This is a genomic window from Rhizobium terrae (assembly GCF_003425685.1).
GTDB lineage: Bacteria > Pseudomonadota > Alphaproteobacteria > Rhizobiales > Rhizobiaceae > Neorhizobium > Neorhizobium terrae.
In genome coordinates this window covers 18,683-38,469 of the sequence record NZ_QJKM01000013.1, presented here as the reverse complement: position 1 = coordinate 38,469, position 19,787 = coordinate 18,683, and the positions used below count along the sequence as shown (strand labels likewise).

16 protein-coding genes are annotated in these 19,787 nt (G+C 63.5%); 6 read left to right on the top strand and 10 right to left on the bottom strand.

Annotated features, from left to right (window positions below):
* Position 1 precedes the first annotated feature (1 nt).
* The gene (locus tag DMO26_RS23065) at positions 2-1,459 is read left to right on the top strand and encodes a cobyric acid synthase (protein WP_117194517.1); all 1,458 of its coding nucleotides are present in this window, start codon (positions 2-4) and stop codon (positions 1,457-1,459) included.
* Here DMO26_RS23065 and cbiB read toward each other — a convergent pair.
* Positions 1,443-2,411 carry an adenosylcobinamide-phosphate synthase CbiB gene (gene cbiB / locus DMO26_RS23060; RefSeq protein ID WP_117194516.1) on the bottom strand — a complete coding sequence of 323 codons (969 nt, stop codon included), beginning with the start codon at positions 2,409-2,411 and terminating at the stop codon, positions 1,443-1,445. The two genes, DMO26_RS23065 and cbiB, sit on opposite strands and share 17 nt — an antisense overlap.
* A 17-nt stretch (positions 2,412-2,428) precedes the next feature.
* Here cbiB and cobD point away from each other — a divergent pair, with 17 nt between their 5' ends.
* Positions 2,429-3,439 carry a threonine-phosphate decarboxylase CobD gene (cobD, locus tag DMO26_RS23055; protein WP_226951399.1) on the top strand — a complete coding sequence of 337 codons (1,011 nt, stop codon included), beginning with the start codon at positions 2,429-2,431 and terminating at the stop codon, positions 3,437-3,439.
* Here cobD and DMO26_RS23050 read toward each other — a convergent pair.
* From DMO26_RS23050 to DMO26_RS23040, 3 genes are all read right to left on the bottom strand, one after another.
* The gene (locus tag DMO26_RS23050; protein ID WP_117194515.1) at positions 3,432-4,427 is read right to left on the bottom strand and encodes a P1 family peptidase; all 996 of its coding nucleotides are present in this window, start codon (positions 4,425-4,427) and stop codon (positions 3,432-3,434) included. The genes cobD and DMO26_RS23050 overlap by 8 nt on opposite strands.
* Before the next feature lie 9 nt (positions 4,428-4,436).
* Positions 4,437-5,978: an L-piperidine-6-carboxylate dehydrogenase gene (gene amaB / locus DMO26_RS23045; RefSeq protein WP_117194514.1), complete on the bottom strand. Its 1,542-nt coding sequence runs from the start codon at positions 5,976-5,978 to the stop codon at positions 4,437-4,439.
* Between the two features lie 69 nt (positions 5,979-6,047).
* Positions 6,048-7,331 (bottom strand): NAD(P)/FAD-dependent oxidoreductase, encoded by a 1,284-nt coding sequence (locus tag DMO26_RS23040; protein ID WP_117194513.1) that lies wholly within the window; start codon positions 7,329-7,331, stop codon positions 6,048-6,050.
* Between the two features lie 99 nt (positions 7,332-7,430).
* Here DMO26_RS23040 and DMO26_RS23035 point away from each other — a divergent pair, with 99 nt between their 5' ends.
* Both DMO26_RS23035 and DMO26_RS23030 read left to right on the top strand, forming a co-directional pair.
* Positions 7,431-8,354 carry a LysR family transcriptional regulator gene (locus DMO26_RS23035; RefSeq protein WP_117194512.1) on the top strand — a complete coding sequence of 308 codons (924 nt, stop codon included), beginning with the start codon at positions 7,431-7,433 and terminating at the stop codon, positions 8,352-8,354.
* 53 nt (positions 8,355-8,407) lie between these two features.
* The gene (locus tag DMO26_RS23030) at positions 8,408-8,644 is read left to right on the top strand and encodes an Lrp/AsnC ligand binding domain-containing protein (RefSeq protein ID WP_117194511.1); all 237 of its coding nucleotides are present in this window, start codon (positions 8,408-8,410) and stop codon (positions 8,642-8,644) included.
* Positions 8,645-8,710: 66 nt separating this feature from the next.
* On the opposite strand, the gene DMO26_RS23025 is transcribed toward DMO26_RS23030, so the two are convergent.
* The 4 genes from DMO26_RS23025 to purU form a co-directional block, all read right to left on the bottom strand.
* On the bottom strand, positions 8,711-8,908 hold the full coding sequence (locus DMO26_RS23025) for a hypothetical protein (RefSeq protein ID WP_117194665.1): 198 nt from the start codon (positions 8,906-8,908) through the stop codon (positions 8,711-8,713).
* A gap of 75 nt (positions 8,909-8,983) precedes the next feature.
* Complete coding sequence (locus DMO26_RS23020) at positions 8,984-9,268, bottom strand: hypothetical protein (protein ID WP_117194510.1); 285 nt, start codon at positions 9,266-9,268, stop codon at positions 8,984-8,986.
* Between the two features lie 64 nt (positions 9,269-9,332).
* Positions 9,333-12,017, bottom strand: coding sequence for an aminotransferase class III-fold pyridoxal phosphate-dependent enzyme (locus DMO26_RS23015; protein ID WP_117194509.1), 2,685 nt, complete (start codon positions 12,015-12,017; stop codon positions 9,333-9,335).
* Between the two features lie 87 nt (positions 12,018-12,104).
* Entirely contained in the window at positions 12,105-12,989 is an 885-nt protein-coding gene (gene purU, locus DMO26_RS23010) for a formyltetrahydrofolate deformylase (protein WP_117194508.1), read from the bottom strand.
* A gap of 283 nt (positions 12,990-13,272) precedes the next feature.
* On the opposite strand from purU, the gene DMO26_RS23005 reads away from it, so the two are divergent.
* Both DMO26_RS23005 and DMO26_RS23000 read left to right on the top strand, forming a co-directional pair.
* On the top strand, positions 13,273-14,355 hold the full coding sequence (locus tag DMO26_RS23005) for a glycoside hydrolase family 5 protein (protein WP_226951398.1): 1,083 nt from the start codon (positions 13,273-13,275) through the stop codon (positions 14,353-14,355).
* Positions 14,356-14,463: 108 nt separating this feature from the next.
* A complete protein-coding gene (locus DMO26_RS23000) occupies positions 14,464-16,275 on the top strand; it encodes an alpha/beta hydrolase family protein (RefSeq protein WP_226951397.1) in 1,812 nt (603 codons plus the stop codon).
* On the opposite strand, the gene DMO26_RS22995 is transcribed toward DMO26_RS23000, so the two are convergent.
* Positions 16,243-18,807 carry a glycoside hydrolase family 2 protein gene (locus DMO26_RS22995; RefSeq protein ID WP_117194506.1) on the bottom strand — a complete coding sequence of 855 codons (2,565 nt, stop codon included), beginning with the start codon at positions 18,805-18,807 and terminating at the stop codon, positions 16,243-16,245. The two genes, DMO26_RS23000 and DMO26_RS22995, sit on opposite strands and share 33 nt — an antisense overlap.
* Positions 18,804-19,787, bottom strand: coding sequence for a DUF1839 family protein (locus tag DMO26_RS22990; RefSeq protein ID WP_117194505.1), 984 nt, complete (start codon positions 19,785-19,787; stop codon positions 18,804-18,806). The genes DMO26_RS22995 and DMO26_RS22990 overlap by 4 nt, the downstream gene beginning before the upstream one ends.

The window sequence follows — 19,787 nt, the reverse complement described above, 5'->3', positions numbered from 1 at the left end:
GATGGCCGCCCGATCTCTCATGTTTCAGGGGACGGGCTCGGACGTGGGCAAGTCGCTGGTCGTGGCCGGGCTTGCCCGCGCTTTTACCTTGCGGGGGCTCAGGGTCCTGCCTTTCAAGCCGCAGAACATGTCCAATAACGCGGCCGTGACGGCGGACGGCGGCGAGATCGGCCGAGCGCAGGCGCTGCAGGCGCGTGCCGCCAAGGTATCGCTCAGCGTCCACATGAACCCGGTGCTCCTGAAGCCCCAGAGCGAGGTCGGCGCGCAGGTCGTGGTGCAGGGCAAGGTCGAGAGTAATGCCAAGGCGGATGAATACCAGCATCTCAAGCGCAAGCTGATGCCGCGGGTTCTGGAAAGTTTCGAGTTGTTGCGCAGCAAGGCGGACCTCGTGTTGGTGGAGGGCGCCGGCAGCGCCTCGGAAATCAACCTGCGCCAGAACGATATCGCCAATATGGGTTTTGCGCGTGCCGCGGACGTGCCGGTGGTGCTGATCGGCGATATCGACCGCGGCGGTGTGATCGCCAGCCTCGCCGGCACGAAACTGGTGCTGGAACCGGAAGATGCGGCGATGATCCGCGGCTTCATCGTCAATCGTTTTCGCGGCGACCCGGCCCTGTTTGCCGATGGCATGCGGATGATCGGGGAACTGACCGGCTGGCGGTCGATCGGGCTGCTGCCGCATTTTGCCGATGCTGCGCGATTGCCGGCCGAGGATGCGCTTGGTCTCAACGGTCCATCCGCCCGCAAGGCCGGGGCGAAGATCCGTATCGCGGTACCGATCCTGCCGCATATTTCCAATTTCGACGATCTCGACCCGCTCGAAGCGGAGCCGGATGTGGAACTCACCCGTGTGCGGAACGGGCAGGCGATTCCAGGGGACTGCGATCTGGTGCTGCTGGTCGGTTCCAAGGCGACGATTTCCGATCTGGCTGCGCTGAAGGCCGCCGGCTTCGATGTCGATATCGCCGCCCATGCCCGGCGGGGTGGACGGGTGCTCGGCCTGTGCGGTGGTTACCAGATGCTCGGCAAGAGGATTTCCGATCCTGACGGCATCGAAGGGCCGCCAAGCTCCGTCGAAGGGCTCGGCCTGCTTGATGTCGAGACGGTGCTGGCCGGGGACAAGCGGCTGGAAGCCGTTTCGGGAGCCAGCTTCGACGGAATCTCCTTATCCGGCTATGAAATGCATGTCGGGCGGACACTCGGACCGGATTGTTCGAGGCCCTTTTCCATGATCGGCGGCGGAGCGGACGGCGCGATATCCGCTGACGGTCGGGTATGGGGAACCTATCTGCACGGCCTGTTCGCCGACGATCGCCAGCGTTCCGCCTGGCTGATGCGGCTTGGCGGAACGGCGTCGGTCCTCGATTATGAAGCCGGGATCGAAACTGTGCTGGACCGGTTGGCCGACCATATCGAACGGCATCTCGATCTGGACGGATTGCTTACGCTTGCCAGATGATCCATGCAGCCAGGCCGAAAAGACCGATCAGAAGCGCGTCCGCCACGCGGGCGAGCTTCAGGGCGCGACGGATGTCCTCATAGGTGAGTTGGGTACGGCCGCCTTCGCCCATGAAACGCGCTTCTATCATTGCGCCGCCATAACTTCTCGGACCGGCAAGCGCGATGCCGAGCGCACCGGCCATCGCCGCTTCCGGCCAGCCGGCATTCGGCGACCGGTGATGCCGGGCATCGCGGAAAACCGCCTTGATGGCGTTCTTCGGCGAGGCGCGATCCAGGAATGCGGCGGCGACGACGAAAAGAAGAGCGCTCAGTCGAGAGGCGGGCAGGTTGATCAGGTCATCAAAACGGGCGGCCGCCCAGCCGAAGGCCTGGTAGCGCGGCAGTTTGTGGCCGATCATGCTGTCGGCGGTATTGGCCGCCTTGTAGGCGGCTCCTCCGGCAAGTCCGCCGATTCCCATCCAGAAGGCCGGCGCGACGACGCCGTCGGAAAAATTCTCGGCCAGGCTCTCGATCGCGGCGCGGCAGACGGCGGCTTCATCGAGCTTCTCCGGGTCGCGTCCGACGATGCGGGAGACTGCTTTGCGGCCGGCTTCGAGCCCGCCGTATTTCATGGCGTGGGCGACTGCCTCCACGTGTTCTTCAAGGCTTTTCTGCGCCGGCAGGCTGGCAGCCAGCAGCACGAGCAGGAGTGGCCCAAGCGGCGGGATCGCCCTCAGGTCCCATTCGATCGCCAGCGCGATCACGATGGTCAGGCCGAGAATGACGAGCAGGGCGAAAACGCCCATGCGCTTTCGTGTGGCGAAATCGTCGGCCTCCCGGTTCCAATCACGATCGAGCCGGGATATCAGCCTGCCGATCCAAGTCACCGGATGGCCGATGCGGCGGTAGACCCAGTCCGGGTAGCCGATGAAGCGCTCAACGATCAGCGCGGCGAATGCAAGAAGGAACATGAGCGGTGGCAGGCCCAGTGACTGGAGATAAAGTTGGTGGTCCGATCGAGCACGGCGGCAATCTTTTCCGCGCCCGGGTGCTCTTTCCTCAAGCCCCCGAACCCTGGATCGATCTCTCGACCGGTATCAGCCCTTATTCCTATCCACACTCGCCCATACCCGGCAATGCTTTCGCGCGCCTTCCGGAGCCGCATCTGGCGGAAAGATTGAAGGCGCTGGCGATGACGGCCTATGGCGCGCCTTCGGCGGCGCATCTTGCGGCCGGACCGGGCACCCAGATCCTGCTGCCGATGGTTGCGGGCCTGATCGGACGGCAAGCTCGGGCGGCGGTGCTTTCGCCGACTTACGCCGAACATGCCCGGGCGGCAAGGCTTGCGGGTTTCGACGTGACGGAAACCGGCGATCTGGAAGGCCTGGCTGACGCCGATCTTGCGGTCATCGTCAATCCGAACAACCCGACGGGCCGGATTATCGCAAAGGGTGATCTTCTGGCGCTCGCGACACGGATGCGGGCAAAGGGCGGCCTGCTCGTCGTCGATGAAGCTTTCATGGACGTATCCAAAGCCGAGAGCGTCGCGAACGCCGTCGATCAGGGGGGCCTGGTGGTCCTGCGATCCTTCGGCAAGTTTTACGGCATGGCCGGCCTGCGGCTCGGTTTCGCCATCGGGCATCCGGATATCGTCGCGAAGATCGAAAGCCATCTTGGCCCCTGGGCCGTATCCGGCCCGGCTTTGCACGTGGCGACCGAAGCGCTGGCGGACATTCCATGGCAGAAAACGATGCGGGCAAAACTGAAGGAGGATGCGGCCCGGCTCGACGCCCTGCTGGCGACGGCGCGCTTCCCTGTCACGGACGGGACATCGCTGTTCAGGTTCATCCGGGATCCGAGAGCGCAAACGCTTTTCCGGCATCTTGGCGAGCGCAGTATCCTCACGCGCGTGTTCGAGGGTAGGCCGGACGATCTCAGGATCGGCCTTCCGGGCGGGGATGACTGGCTGCGCCTCGAAGACGCATTGAAAGCTATTTAGCCGGCGAAATAAACCTGTCCTGCCATGCGGGCTGCGCATTCGGAACCGGCAGCGCAGTCGCCTCGTAGACGCCGCGGGCCACAGCCCGGGCCGTCACGAGCGTGGCGAGATGGCAGATATCGATGAAGTCCGCCGGTTCCTTCAGCGGCCTGGTGCCGGTCGCGGCGGAAAAGATGGTGTCTCCGTCGCCCGGAAGATGCGCGGGCAGGACGGCGCGGGCAAGCCCGTCATGCGCGAGGATCGACAGGCGATGCGCCTCGGCCTTGCTCAGCACCGCATCCGTCACGATTACGCCGATCGTCGTGGCGATCATGCTGCGCCCCTTCAGCCGCAGCCGGGTATCGAAGGTCTGCGGCAGGCCGAGCCCGCCGAATTCGTTTTCCCGTTCGAAAGGCGCCGCCCAGAAATGCGGGCCTTCGCCAATCGTTGCCGATCCCATGGCATTGACTGCCATCAGCGCGGCGACCGTATGTCCGGCCGGGGTCACGGCGCTGGCCGAGCCGATGCCGCCCTTGAAAGTCGCGGTCGATGCGCCCGTGCCCGCGCCAACGGTGCCGAGAGCGAACCTCCCCTTGCCTGCCGCCTTGAAGGCTTCATAACCCATGTCGCGATAGGGCGAATGGAGGCCCCAATCCTTGTCGCCGCCGTTCAGCAGGTCCATCAGGATTGCCTGCGGCACGATCGGCACCCGCGCCGTTCCGACCTGGAACCCGCGGCCGATCTCCCGCAATCCCGCCTGCACGCCGCCGGCCGCGTCCAGCCCGAAGGCCGAGCCCCCGGAAAGAACGAAGGCATCCACTGCCTGCACGCTCATCGAGGGGTCGAGCAAGGCCGTATCTCGCCCGCCGGGTGCTCCGCCCAACACGGAGCCAGAGGCGATAGCCGGTTCATCGAAGACAATGGCGGTAACGCCGGACCCGAGCAAAAGGTCGGTGGCATGGCCGACGGCCACGCCCTCGATATCGGTGAGCAGGTTGAGCGCCGCCATCCGGTGCGATCACTCGATATCGAACTTGACGCCCTGCGCCAGCGGCAGGGTGCGGCCGTAGTTCAGGGTGTTGGTAGCGCGGCGCATATAGGCCTTCCAGGCATCGGAGCCCGATTCGCGGCCGCCGCCGGTCTCCTTCTCGCCGCCGAAAGCACCGCCGATCTCGGCACCCGAGGGACCGATGTTGACGTTGGCGATGCCGCAGTCCGAACCGCGGGCGGAAACGAAAGTCTCGGCCTCGCGCATGTCATTGGTGAAGATCGAGGAGGAGAGACCTTGCGGCACATCGTTATGCAGGTGAAGCGCTTCGTCGAAGTTCGAATATTTCATCACGTAGAGGATCGGCGCGAAGGTCTCTTCTTTCACCGGGCCGGTCTGGGCCGGCATTTCGACGATCGCAGGGCGCACGTAATAGGCATCGGCGGCCTGGTTCTCCAGCACGCGCTCGCCGCCCACCACCTTGCCGCCTTCGGATTTCGCCGCTTCGAGCGCCGTCTGCATCTTCTCGTAAGCGGCCTTGTCGATCAGCGGGCCGACGAGATTGCCGTTTTCGAGCGGCGAGCCGATCGTCACCGACTGATAGGCCTTGGAAAGCCGCGGCACCAGCGTGTCGTAGACGCTGTCATGGACAAAGAGGCGGCGCAGCGTCGTGCAGCGCTGGCCTGCAGTGCCCATGGCGGCGAAGGCGACGCCGCGGAGCGTCAGATCGAGATCGGCCGTCGGCGCGACGATCGCCGCATTGTTGCCGCCGAGTTCGAGGATGGAGCGGGCAAAGCGCCTGGCGAGCCGCGGACCGACTTCGCGGCCCATGCGGGTGGAGCCGGTGGCGGAAACCAGCGGCACCTTCTCGTGATCCGCCAGCACCTCGCCGATCTCGCGGCCGCCGATCAGCAGGGTCGAAAGGTTCTTCGGCGCGCTTGCGCCATCGGCGACGAAACGGTCCAGCGCCCTGTCGAAGATCGCCTGGGTGGCGAGCGCCGTCAGGGGCGTCTTTTCGGACGGCTTCCAGACGGTGGAATTGCCGCAGACGATGGCGAGCGCCGCGTTCCACGACCAGACGGCGACGGGGAAGTTGAAGGCGGAGATGATGCCGATGACGCCCAGCGGATGCCAGGTCTCCATCATCCGGTGTTCGGAGCGCTCGGTGGCGATCGTCAGGCCGTAGAGCTGGCGGGAAAGACCGACCGCGAAGTCGCAGATGTCGATCATTTCCTGCACTTCGCCGAGGCCTTCGGAAGTCACCTTGCCGACTTCTATCGACACGAGGCGGCCGAGCGCAGCCTTGGAAGCACGCAGTTCCTCGCCGAGCAGACGGATCAGTTCGCCGCGCTTCGGTGCGGGCACCAGCCGCCACTCGAGGAAGGCCTGATGGGCGGCTTCGATCGCCTTCTTCGCATCGGCCGCGCTGATTTCCGACAGCTTGCCGATTTCGGCGCCGGTGATCGGCGAGCGTACGGCGAGTGTGCCGCCGGTATAGGCTTCGGCCTTCACGCCGAGGTCGCCCAGGATGTTCTTCACTTCGGCGGCGAGATCGAGATTGGCGAGCGTCATGTCAGTCTCCGGTATGAATTCCATGGGTCTGGAACTGTGGCAATGTACAAGCCGGCGGCGATTTCGCAATCAGAACCGCTCGCCGGTGAAATGGGCGATCTGCGCGCCGGCCTCATAGTAGGCCTGCTTGAGATTGCGCAAGGGCGCTTCCTTGACATCCGTCGGCGGCAGCGGGAAATCGGCTTCCGGCACCTCCCCCAGAATATGCCGGGCAAGCAGCTTGCCGAAAGTCGTGCCGGGTGCGATGCCGCGGCCGTTATAACCGGAAAAGCCGATCGTGTTGCGGCCGAATTTGTGGAAGCGCGGAAGCGCGTTGTCGGTCATGCCGATCTGGCCGTACCATTCGGCTTCGAACTCCACCTCGCCGAGCTGGGGGAAAAGCCGTTTCAGCGAACGCCGGGCCCAGTTCTTGTGGATCGCCGTGCCGGTGCCGCGCAGCGCCCCGCAGGAGCCGAAGACGAGGCGCCCGGCCTGATCCATGCGGAAGGAGGAGAGGATATCCTTGGTGTCCCAGCAGCCTTCGCGGTTGGGCAGGATGGAGTGGCGCAGATTGTCGGAAAGCGGTGTCGTGGCGAGGTTGAAATAGGGCAGGAAGACCTGTTCGCGGCGCACTTCAACCCACGGGCCATGGCTATAGGCGTCGGTCGCGACGATGATCCAGTCGGCGGAAACCTCGCCTTGCGCCGTTTTGACCACTCTTTTGCCGTTCGCTTCGCCGGTGCTGACGACGGGGCTGCCGGTATGCAGCTTGGCGCCGGCCTTTACCGCAGCATGGGCCAGACCGCGGGCGTAGGCCAGCGGCTGCAATGTGCCGGCGCGCATGTCGAGCAGGGCACCGGCATAAGCGTTCGAGCCGATGCGGCGCCCGGTCTCGGCCGCGTCGATCAGGGTTATCGGCGCACCGCGCTTCTGCCACTGGCGGGCGCGTTCCTCCAGCTCCTTCAGGCCTTCCCGGCCGACGGCGCAATGCAGCGTGCCGTTGGTTTCCAGCTCGCAGTTTATGCCGTGCCTTGCGATCAGCTCACGGACGAGATAGGGGGCATTCCCCAGGAAATCGAGCAGTTTCTCGCCGTAATGCGAACCGATTTCCTTGGCGAATTCGTCCGGCATCACCCACATGCCGGCATTGATCAGCCCGACATTGCGGCCGGCGCCGCCGAAACCGACTTCCGTGGCTTCCAGCAGACGCACATTCACGCCGGCTTCCGCGAGATGCAGCGCCGCCGAAAGGCCCGTATAACCGCCGCCAACGATTACCACATCCGCCGAGACGCTGCCTTCGAGGCGTGGCGTGACGGGCGGGGGCGGGGCGGTCTTTTCCCAAAGACCGTGGGAGCGGGGATCGTTCAGCATCTTCGATTGTCCGGAAACGTCACTTTCCAACTCTTTACAAGGCGCGCTGATCCGTGAATATCGACTTGTTCTCAACAGGTCATTCGCTGGAGGAATGATATGCTGCCGCCCCGACGCTTCCTGCCGTCGTTTTCGCTGCTGGCGGCTTTCGAAGCGGCGGCGCGCACCGGCAGCGTCACGGCGGCGGCCAACGAGCTCGGCCTTACCCAGAGTGCCGTCAGCCGCCAAATCTCGGCGCTCGAAAAACAGCTCGGCGTGGCGCTGTTCCTGCGCGAGCGGCAGACGATCCGGCTGACCATCGCCGGCGATGGTTATGCCCGCGAAGTACGGGAAGCGCTGCGGCGCATCTCGAATGCCTCGCTGAACCTGCGCGCCAATCCTTCCGGCGGTACGCTGAACCTTGCCATCCTGCCGTTTTTTGGCACGCGCTGGCTGACGCCGCGGATCGGACGTTTTCTCGACGCCCATCGAGGCATGGTGGTGAACCTCATTACCCGGCTCGAACCCTTCGACTTCCGCTTCGACACGCTGGATGCGGCGATCCATTTCGGCTCGGCGCGCTGGCCGGGCGCAGCGCTGACATTCCTGATGGACGAGGAGGTGGTGCCGGCCTGCAGCCCCGAGTTCAAGGCGCGCTATGATCTCGAAACGCCGGCGAACGTGCTGAAAGCGCCGCTACTTCACCTCAACACACGGCCGGATGCTTGGGAGGCTTGGTTTTCCAAGAACCGGGTCGCGTTCGATGCCTTGCATGGCATGCTGTTCGATCAGTTCATGACGATCGTCGAGGCGGCGGTCGCAGGCCTCGGCGCGGCACTCCTGCCGCGTTTCCTCATCGACCGGGAGCTGGAACAGGGTCTGCTCGTGTCGGTGTCGGAGGCGGAAACTCCCGAAAGCGGGCAATATTTCCTCGCCTATCCGCCGGATCGCGCCACCTATCCGCCGCTTGCCGCCTTCCGCGACTGGATCCTGGAAGAGATTGGCGACGAGAAGCTTGCGAAAGGCGAGCGCATCGGCCAATAGTCGGACATGTCCATCATGACCGCAGATGCGGTCCGACCGACGGGAAGACGTCCATGAAACCCATTTTCGTCCAGCTCCGCTGCAAGCCCGGCAAGACCTACGAGGTCGCCGACGCCATCTACAAGACGGAGCTCGTGTCCGAGCTTTACTCCACCAGCGGCGACTGGGACCTGCTGCTGAAGATCTACATCAAGGACAACGACGAAATCGGCCATTTCGTCAACGAGAAGATCGCCTCCATTCCGGGCATCGAGCGCTCTCTGACGACGATCACCTTCACGGCCTTTTGACAGCACCGCCCGGCAGTCAATAAAAAAGCCGCCCAAGGGCGGCTTTTGTTTTTAAAATCCGATTGATCAGACGTGTGCGGAGGGTGCGACATTGCGCGAGCGTACAAGGTCACGAATCGCCAGGCGCACTTCGTCCGGCGTGTTGAAGCGCCGCTCGTCGAGATCGATCACATGAAATTTGACGGCAATGAACTTCAGCCGATCTTCGTCCGGAATGACAATACCGACGGGTTCCCCGCCGAACTCTATTACTTGCTTCTGCATGGCAGACTCCCGCATTGGCTGCTTGAACCGCAGCTCTGGCGAATGAAATTTTCAGGAACGATAGAACCGAAAGCGTTACATTCGACAGCACGGAAGGGAGCGGCGATCCGTGCCAATCATTTTGAATCCGGCCTCACCCAAGGCGGCGACGAAAACAGTTTTAAACATGTCACTCTCCCTTTTGGCGTTGCGCGACATCCCGAACAGATTCGTCTGGCCGAGCGATGATCGTATGTAATCCAGAATCACGATACGATCAATGAAAATTAGCTTAGCTAGAATTTTTTTCTGATCGATGACAGGAAGAAGGCCAAATTGTGAAATTTCATTCGCACATTCCAGCAGCTGCCCCGTCGTCATTTAGATAGGTGGTCTCGCTGCTCAAGCAAGAACGGCGGCCGGAAAATTTCAGATTTGACGAGTGTCAATTTTCCGCGAGAAGTTTTTCGATCGCGCGAATCAGCAAGGTGGCGCTTTCCTCGCTGAAACATAAAGGCGGCAGGATCATCAGTTCCGCCGGGTCGCGGATGGTGATGAAGATGCCATTTTCCGCCAATCTGTGCCGGAGGGCTTCGGCAGGAGTGCCGGCATTCAAATCAAGGACCTGGAAAAATCCCATGCCCCTTATCTGCCGGATCGCCGGATGGCGGGCTGCTAATTCCTGCAGCATCGCCCTCAGCCCGTCGCCGACAAGGCGGGCATTCTCGCGCAGACCTTCCTCCTCATGGATGTCTAAATTGGCAGTCGCGGCCGCGCAGGCCGTGAGGCTGGGCAAGGCGGAGATTGGGCGGCAATCGGCTGCAATTGTCTCGCGAGCGAACACGACCGCGATCTCTTCTTCGCCGGGAAGGCCGGCGAACACGATATCGGGCTTCAGGCCTTGCGCGTCGAAACCCCATGCGTGATGGCCCAACCGTCCCCAGCCCGTGCGTGTCTCTTCGACGATCATGAGGCCTTCGTTGCGGGAAACGGCATCCGGCAGGTTCGAAAATCCCTCGAGGGGAGGCAGAAGGTCTGCCAGAAGCAATCCGGCCTTGCCGCCGCCGTCAAACGCCGCCTTGGCGCTTTGAAGGCTATCGACATGAATCAGTCTCGAATCATCATCGGTCGAGGTCGTTTCCGATGCGTCAAAGCAGACGATCTCGTCCCTGCCCGTATGGGCACGCGCAAGGTTCAAGGCATGGTGCAAGGCATCACTGCGGCCGCGCAGGAGAAACACGGTATTGAGCCCCTGCGGCGCGTGGCCTTTCAATCGATCGAGAAGCGGTTCCCGCGCCTGCGGTGAACCCAAAGCCGCATTCTTCAGGAGCAGACGCTGACGGTAGGCGGCGGCGGCGATCCGCGGATGCCCGTGCCCGGGCAGCGGAGCGTCTCCGGTCAGGTCCAGCGCGCTGCGGCCCGTAGCATCGAAGAGATATTCCTTCCAGCCGCGGACGGGCCAACGATGGACGGACCGGTCGCCGGCGGGCGTGTCCGGATAGGCCGGTGGCGGAGCATTCGCATCGACCCCGAGCAGTATTGCGGGGGAAGGACATAAATTGGACCATGTCCCTGCGTCGTCCGGGGTGCAGAAGAGCGGAGGGACCAGATCCGAGTCGCGGCAGAGGCGAAGACGCAGCCCGCCGATGGCCCCTTCCGCACCGGCGACGCCGCCGAGCGGGTCGCCTGCAGCCAGTTCGGTCTCCTCGGCGAGCGTGCATTCCAGACCTTCGACATGCAATGTCAGGTCACGGCCTGAAAGGACGAGTCGCGGCCCCGTGCTCCTCAGCGTTCCGGCAAAGGGGGCGACAGCCGCGCTGCCGGCGGGAACGCAGGCATCGATATGAAGCGCGAAGCTTTCCGGTGTCCGGTGCGGGTCGGCGACGCTTTTCGAAAGACGATACTCGCCATAACGGGTGGCGGCCCGGCCTGTTTCCGAAGCGATCCGGGCAAGCATCCGCCAGTCGTTTTCCGGATCGGTCCAGTTGCCGCCGTAAAGCAGGGGGCTGGTGACGCTGAGGTCGACGAGACGGATCGTGTCCGGATCGAGGTCCGGCACGAGACGGTTGATTTCCGGCAAGGGCTTGACCATCCCTGTGGCATCGAGAATCGCCGCGAAGACCAGGGCGGGGGAAACGCTGCCGGCGGCTTCGAGCAAGGCCCGGCGCCGTTCGGTCTCCTCCCTTACGCCAGGATCGTCCGGCGAGCGAACCTGCCTGCTTTCGGCTTCCGCCGCGAGAATGCTGGTGCGGGCGACGATCAGCGGCCACAGCGCCTCGAGTTCGGCCAGGTTCAGGGGGCAGATTTTGTGATAGGCCCGCACCGCCGGCAGCAGCGAAAACGGATCGCCGCCGCGATTGGCGAGCAGATAGGCGCAGGTATTGGCAAAGCCGGCGACCAGCCAGCCCTTGGAAATGCCGGAGAAGTCCGTGACGCCCACCGGCTGCCAGGACCCGTCCGCCAGGTCGCCCGCCACGGAATCAGCCGTGAGATTGTGGTGGGCAGTCGCAATGCGCAGGGCAGGCGCAAGGGGCTGGATGCGCCGCAACGCCGTCACCATGGCCTTGGCAATCCCGTCGCGTATCTGCTGGTCCGTGACCGCCGACAGGAGCGCGACCGTCTGCGGCCCGGCCTTGCGCAGGTCGTCTTCCGGTTCCCGGTCGAGGATGGGGTCCTGAAAGTCCTCGACGCTGCGGGCAAGTGAGGCGGAGATGGAGCCGAAGGCGGCGATGGCGTGATCAGACAGCCGTTCATCGGCCGGCGGCGACGTTCCATCGATGAAAGTCAGCAGCCGGATCAGCCGTTCCTCCCCGCCGAGCGCCAGCGTGACCATATCGCGGCCGTCCCGGGTGGCGACCGGTTCGGGTACGCGTGGCCCGTCGGGGCTACGCAGGATATGACGCATCAGCGCGTGTTCGGCCGTGATTTCCTCGACAGGCCCGTCGGCGGGCGCCACCTTGAGCAGGTAGCGCATATGGCCGTTGTCGATCAGGAAATAGGGGTTCTGGCGACCTTCGATGGGAAAGATCTGTCCGGAAAGCCCATATTGCTCCCGCAAGATCTCCTCGATCGCGTCGATCGGAACATCGGTCGAGGGAGGTTCGGTGAGTTCGGGCGACAGGTCGGACATGAACCTCTCCGGAAGGAACGTTCCCGAAGAGGATAGTGCGGCAAAAGCCTGCGTCCATAGGGCCGCGGCCGCGAGTTTGGCGTCAGATCACCCCATGCGTTCCGAAGCGTAGGAACCCGGGCTTGGGGGAAACACGACGGTGCGGTTGCCGTTGATGAAGGTGCGGTGGTGGATATGGGCGTGGATGGCGCGGGCAAGCACCTGGGCCTCCACGTCGCGGCCGAGCGAGACATAGTCGTCGGCCGATTGGGCGTGGGTGATGCGCACGGTGTCCTGCTCGATGATCGGGCCTTCGTCGAGGTCGGCGGTGACGTAATGGGCGGTGGCGCCGATCAGCTTCACGCCGCGGCCATAGGCCTGCTTGTAGGGGTTGGCACCCTTGAAGCTCGGCAGGAACGAGTGGTGGATGTTGATGATCTTCCCCGACATCTTCTGGCAGAGATTGTCGGAAAGCACCTGCATGTAGCGGGCGAGCACGATGAGTTCGGTGCCGCTCTGTTCGACGAGGTCGAGAAGCTGGGCCTCGGCCTGCGGCTTGTTGTCCTTCGTCACCTTGATGTGGTGGAAGGGAATATCGTTGTTGACGACGAGTTTCTGATAGTCGAAGTGGTTGGAGACGACGCCGACGATGTCGATCGGCAGGGCGCCGATCTTCCAGCGGTAGAGGAGATCGTTGAGGCAGTGGCCGAAACGGGAGACCATCAGCAGAACCTTCATGCGGTCCTCGGCATCGAAAATGTCCCATTCCATCGCAAACCTGTCGGCGATCGGCTTGAAACCTTCGTTCAGCGCGGTGCGGTCGGCGCCTTCTTCGGAAAGGAAGCTGACGCGCATGAAGAACTTGCCCGTGTCGAGGTCGTCGAACTGCGACGAGTCGATGATGTTGCAACCCTTTTCCGAAAGAAAGCCGGAAATGGCGGCGACAATGCCGCGCGTCGTCTTGCAGGATACCGTCAGGACGTAGCTCTTCATCTAAAAATCTCCCTCCTCCGCCGTCAGTGGCCATTCCGTGTATACATAAAAATCACGCCGGACAATGTCCAGCCGTGAGCCCAAAGGAAAAATGCCTTGTCATCGGTCCATCGGCGCCTGCATATGTGTACAGGCTGCGAGCGACCAGAAGCGGACTTGTCCCGGCTGTCTCCACGACCTTAGGCAAGACTCCGCAAAACTCCGTTCCTTTTGCGCCGTAAGGGTGCGCATCGCCGCCCTCCTGCCTATTCGGCGGGTGTCCGCATCTGCTAAGGGTGATGCCATGAAGGCACGCCCGCTGGAAATGGAGAAAGGCGTGGAGCACAGGCTGGGAATGATCCGGCGTCGCATCGCCCGGTTATTGGGCACGCTTGCCGGCCTTGCGGTGGCGGCCGGACCGGCGCAAGCCGATGTCTATTGCCTGCGCGGCGTCAATCTCGCCGGCGCGGAATTCGGTGCCATCGGCGACGAATACGGCAGGGGATACGCCTATCCGTCCGAAAGGACGATCGCCTATTTCGCCGACCAGGGATTGAACGCCGTGCGGCTGCCCTTCCTGTGGGAAAGACTGCAGCCGCAGCTCTACAAGGATTTCGATGCGGCCGAACTCAGGCGGCTGAAGGATACCGTCCGGCTCATCCGTGCCAGGCGCATGGCGGTTATCCTCGATCCGCATAATTATGCCCGGTTCCGCGGCGAGCTCATTGGTTCGGATGGCGTGCCGCAAAGCGCATTTTCGGATTTCTGGCGGCGGCTGGCGCGCACGTTCGCGACGACGGACGGCATTGCTTTCGGCCTGATGAACGAACCCCACGGGATCTCCGCCGAGGACTGGCTGTCGGCCGCCAACGGGGCGATCGCGGCGATCCGCCAGGCCGGAGCCGGCAATCTCATTCTCGTGCCCGGAACGGCCTGGACCGGCGCGCACAGCTGGCTCGCCGGCGATTACGGCACGCCCAATGCTTCGGTGATGCAGGCTATTGCCGATCCGAGGGACAATTACGCCTACGAACTCCATCAATACCTGGATGCGGACTTTTCCGGCAGGAACGCCGAATGTTCACGGGCCGGGGATGCGGTGAAGGCGATCGGCGATGTCTCGGCCTGGCTGAGAGAGAATGGCAGGCACGCGTTTCTCGGCGAGTTTGCCGTTCCCGCCCTGCCGGAATGTCTCACCGCTCTTGCGGATATGGTGAAGGCAGTCGAGAAGGATGCCGATGTCTGGCTCGGATGGTCCTATTGGGCCGGCGGCGACTGGTGGCCGAAGGACGAGCGTCTCAACATCCAGCCGACCGAAACCGGCGACCGTCCGCAGATGCAGGTGCTTTCCCGCATCTTTTCGGAACAATCCGCCTGCAATCGATAAAATTGCAGGAAATTTCTTAAACCCATGCAAGCGAGACCGGGCGTAAGGCTGTCGCCAGTGACATTCCAGGACACTGGCACGACCATGACGCATGCTCGACGGGACCCCTTGCAGATTGACGAAGCTCCATCCGTTGCGGCGAGGTCCGCAGCGGAGCCGCTGACCTTCGGCGGCACGGTCGGGCTCTTCGCGCCGCCCGCGGCCGGAACCACGCCTTCCGGTCTCGCGGTGCTCTTTGCAAGCCCCTGGGGGCTCGAAGAGATGTCGACGCGCAAATTCTTCCGGATCATCTCCGAAATGCTGGCGGATCGCGGCATGGCCAGCCTGCGCTTCGACTATCCCGGCACCGGCGACGCTTTGGACGGCGTGGATTTCGAGGCGGGCCTTTCCGTCTGGTCGGAAAGCCTGCTGGCCGCGGCAGAGCGTCTGAAGGCCCTGTCCGGCTGCGGGCGGATCGCCGTGATTTCGCAGGGCCTCGGCGCCGTGGTCGCCGCCAAGGCGGCTGAAACGCTCGAAGGATTGGAAGGCATCGCCTTCCTGGCGCCGGTCGTCTCCGGCCGGCTCCATATCCGCGAGCTTGCCGTATGGTCCAAGGTCGTCGATGAGAATCTCGGCCTTTCCGAAGAGCAGCGCAACAAGGCTGGCGTTTCGGTGGCGTCGCTGAGCATGCCGGGCGAAATCGCCGACGAGCTTCGCAAGGTCGACCTGATGATGATCGACCGGGTGCCGGCGCCGCGTGCGCTGGTGATCGGCCGTTCCGATCGCCCGGCCGACGCGCAGTTCGCGAGCCGCCTGGAGGCGCTCGGTGCGGATGTCGGCCGTGCGGAATTCGAAGGCTATGATCGGCTGGTTTCCAACCCGACGATCTCCAGGATACCGGTCCACGTCGCCGAAAACCTTGTCGAGTGGATCGCGGCTCTGCCGGCGGGGCCTCGAATTGGAACGCCCCGGCACGCCTCGGTCGCCGAACCGCTGACGGGTGACGGTTTTGCGGAAACCCCGGTCCGTTTCGGCGTCAACAGCCGTCTGTCGGGGGTTCTGTGCGAACCGCTGCACCAGCGTTCGGGCGCGACGGTGCTCTTCCTCACTTCCGCCTATGACCGGCATGCCGGCTGGGGCCGGACCACCGTTGCCATGGCGCGGACGCTCGCCCGTTCCGGCATCGCATCGCTGCGCTTCGATACCGCCAACGCCGGCGACAGTCCGCCGGTACCCGGCCGGCCGGATCAGGTTCTCTACCATTCCACCCAGAACGCCGATGTATCGGAGGCGATCGATTTCCTCGAGTCCCGCCGCCTGATGCCCGTCGTGACGGCCGGCCGCTGCAGCGGCGCCTATCTCGGCTTCCGGACCCTGCTGGTCGAACCCCGCATTGCCGGCAATGTTTCGGTCAATCCGGCCGTTTTCCGCTGGCGCCCCGGGCGCTCGGTCGAGGATGCTGTCGTCAACGGCACACGCAACCTGCAGGATTATGGCAAACGCGCCCTGCGGGCGGAAACCCTGAGACGCATCCTTCGCGGCGAGGTCGATATCGCCGCCGCCTCCCGAAACATCGTCAAAGGTTTCGGCAACCGCATCCGCAACAGGCTCCTGTTTGTCCTTCGCGGGGTCCTGCCGGAAGGCCGTGCGATCTACGGAGCTTTCCGGATGCTCAGCCGGCGCGGCACGCCCATCGCGCTGATCTACAGCGAAAACGATCTCGGCCTGGAGCAATATGATTTCTATTTCGGCCGTGACGGATCGGGGCTGGCGCGTTTCCCGAACGTATCCTCGACGATCATCCCGCATGCCGATCACAATCTGACGCCGGATCATGCTCGCGAGATCTATATCACGGCGCTGCGGGAAATGGCCTTTCGGTTCCCCGCATCCGTCGATGCGAGCCGCTCAAAAGCGCGTCCAGCGATCGCCGCCGAGTGAACGGATCGAGCCGGTCGGGGGGGCGGCCGTTTCCGTTCCCGGGAGCAGGAGAACCTTCTTCGTCACGCCCGGCGCGAGATGGAAACCGTTGTCGGAGAGCCGGTAACCTTCGGCTTCGATGCTGACCGACTGCGCAAACAGATCGGCCGAAAGCTCCAGCCAGTATTCACCCTGCCCCTTGGCGAGTGTCACGGCGATCTGCGCATCGTGCATCGCCCTGGCTCGCCCGAGCGGAAAATGGAAAGCCTCCGCGATCATTTCGCCGCTTGGCATATGGATCAGCCGCGCGACGGCTACGTCATGGGATGGCGGGCCGAAACGATAGGCGAAGTTGGTGTCGAAGAAGGCGCCGAAGAGATCGGTGCATGCGATGGTCTTGCTGCTTCGCGAGCCAAGCGTCAGGTCGCGGCGTCCGGACACGACCGGCATCCTGCCGTCACGCAGGCAGGTGACTTCAAGCGAGACCGGAAGTGCTGCGGATGTCTCATTCAGGAGATGGATGCCGAGACCATTGGTTCCCTCGTCGGCAAACACGACCTGGACCGGCCGAAAGGCGCGCTTCAGCGCGAACCAGGCCGGTTTCGGCCGGCCATCGACGCCGATGGCGCCCCAGCCGGGGCCGGTCGTGACGTCCTGGAAGGTGAAGGTCAATGCGCCGTTGCAGGGGGAGCCCGGACGTCGCCATTCGGCAAAGGTCGCCTCCATCACTTCGCCGGTGACGGCACGGGAAAGGGCAAGATAGCGGCTGAAATCGCTCTTTCGAAGCTCCAACGGATCGACCTTGTAAAGCTCGCCGAGATAGTGATCGCGAACATCCTCGAAATCCCAGTCGACGCCGGCATCGCGCGGGACGCCCGCCTTGCCGCCGGCAAACGTTTCGCCATCCGAAAGATTGGAAAATGCCAGGCATTCGGCGGCAAAACGGACATTCGCCCGCCGGGCGTCCTCAATCGGCCGCTTGTAGGCGCCGACGCCGTAATAATGAGCGATGCCGGCATTGGGATAAAAGGGCAATGCCCCGCCGGAGGGAGAGTTGGCGACATAGGGCAGGTCCGGCCGGGCCTCGGCCACGGTGACCGCCAGTATCTCTTTGCAGAGCGGACCTTTCCAGACGCGTTCGGGCAGGCCCAGCATGGCGCCCTGCTGCCAGATCTCGCTGCCCCCGCAAAGCACAGCCAGCGATGGATTGGCTTGCGTCGCCTTCAGGAACTGAGCCACCTCCGATTTCACGTGAATCACGAAGTCCGGATCGGAGACCGGATAGTCGAAATTGGCGAACATGAAGTCCTGCCAGACCATCAGGCCAAGCTCGTCGCAAAGTACGAAGAAATCCGGGCTTTCATAGGTCGCGATGCCTGGAATGCGGATCATGTTCATGCCCGCGTCCTTGGCGAGCCTCAGCCACGGCGCGTAGCTCGCGCGATCGCCGGGCAGTTTGACGATATCGGCCGAGGTCCATACCGAGCCGCGGCAGAAGATCTTTTCGCCGTTGACGACGGGCGCGAAATCGTTGCCGTCGGCGCCTCGATCGACGGTCACGCTGCGAAATCCGGTGCGGGCAAGGGGGATGTCCGCCCCGTCGATCCGGAGCGTCACATCGTAGAGCGCCGGTTCGCCGTGGGTATGCGGCCACCAGGGGTGAATGTCGGGCAGATGCAGTTCGGCGGAATACCGCCCTTCGAAGAAGGTGAAGGAGACTTCCCGGCCGGCGCAGAGAAGATGGGGGGCAAGGTTCGGTGTGCCCTCGAGGAAGCTGACCTTGAGGATGCCAACGTCATTGTCGGCGAGCGTGGCCGAGACGGTGAGTTTCTCCATCTCTCCAGCGGTGAAAAAGTGGCCCGAAGGGCGGGATGAGGGAGGCGGCGCCAGACTGTCGGGGATGTGTTTATCTCGTGCGGGCTCCTTCATTGCCTCGCGTTGCTCGGTACTTCTCCACGCGTGGGAGAAGTGGGAGCCAGCCGACCGTCTCATCAGCAAGATCGGTCGCCATGGCCCGACCGCATGCACTTCCGGACACCAGCCCGGCATGTAACCGAGCGCCGTGGTGCGTATCAGCCGAAGCCCTTGATTGTTCATCAACCGTGGGCGCCAGCGTGCACGGGGACCGGTCTTTCCAAGATGTGGCTTCAGGGCGCGGAAGCAGATCGACAGCGTCTCTCTACCGGCGAGGTCGACCGGTACCTCGTGGCTTTCGAACATGCTTTCCGACGAGAGGACCAGCCGGTCGTCGAGATAGACCTCGGCGATCGTCGCCAGCCCCTCGAACCGCAGGACGGTCGGTCCGGCCGCTTCGCCCTTCAGCGAAAGGCGATACCACGCATCCTTGTCGAACAGCGGTTCGGGATCGTCGCGATCGAACCGTCCGGCGGCTTCCAGCGCTGCGGCGACCGTGCCGGGCACGATTGCCGGGAGGGTGTCGAGACCGGATGGAATATCGCCGGGCAGGCCATAGGCACCCGGTTCGGTCAAAAACAAGGACCAGCCCTCGGAAAGAAGGCTGGTCGGGGTATCGGTCTGCGGAGGAATGCTCACGCGGCCTCTCTGGTCTGGCCGAGCGTCAGCGCCAGGTCGGCCATCAGCTTGTCCCAGGCTTCGGCGGCGGGATCGAGAGCCGTTGCCAGCGGTTCGAATTTTTTCCGGGTGACGGCGCGGGCAAGCAGGAACTGCGTCGATTTCGCCACTTCGGAAATCTTCAGCGCCTGCCTTTCGGCCTCCGCGAAGCTTTTGCCGTTCAGCCACGCCAGATGGCTCGCGAGAAGCTCGAAATTCGCCCCGACCTGCCTCAGCGTGTTGAAGGCGTATTTGTGGAAAAAGCCGAAATCTCGCTCCGCCACCTTTTCCACCTGCGCCGGGAAGACCTTAGCGAAGGTGCGGATCGGGTTTTCGTCCGGTCGCCGCGCAAAATGATGGCGCAGCAGCTTCCAGGCCGTCTCGCGCAATTCCCTCTCGTCCGGATAAAGGGCGGGAAACTTGGCGAATTCCGTATAGGGCAGGAAAGGTGACGCGTCCGGCGCCGCATTCATTTGGAACAGGCCGTCGAAATCCTCGCCGGAGAGGGCGAAGAATCCGCCATTGTGGAAGTAGTCCAGTTCCCGTCTTTCCGGATCGAGCCGGTTGATCGCCACCGTCGTCTTGCCGTGCTCCTGGCGGTAGGCGACGCCGCGCGTGTCGGGCAGGTAGAAACTGTCGAGTTCCAGCAGCGTCAGCCGGCCGCGGGATATCTGTTCGGCGACATGCCGTTCCGGACGGTCGAAGATCGCCAGTTCCGTCACGCGGATGCCGTAGAGCGTTTCGAGGTCCTCCAGCGGCACCTTGAAGAAGGTGAACTGGTCGCCCTCGAAATCCTGGGTCAGCGTGAAGCCGAGCATGGCTTGCGGCGCAAGGCCCTGGGCCGAAAGCACCTCGATCCACAGATCCACGTAGCAGTTCGTCTCCGGCCACATGCGCTCGGCCGAATGCAGCGCATGGGGAGCGTAGCCGGCCGGATCGAGAGCCGGGAATACCGCGCTCAT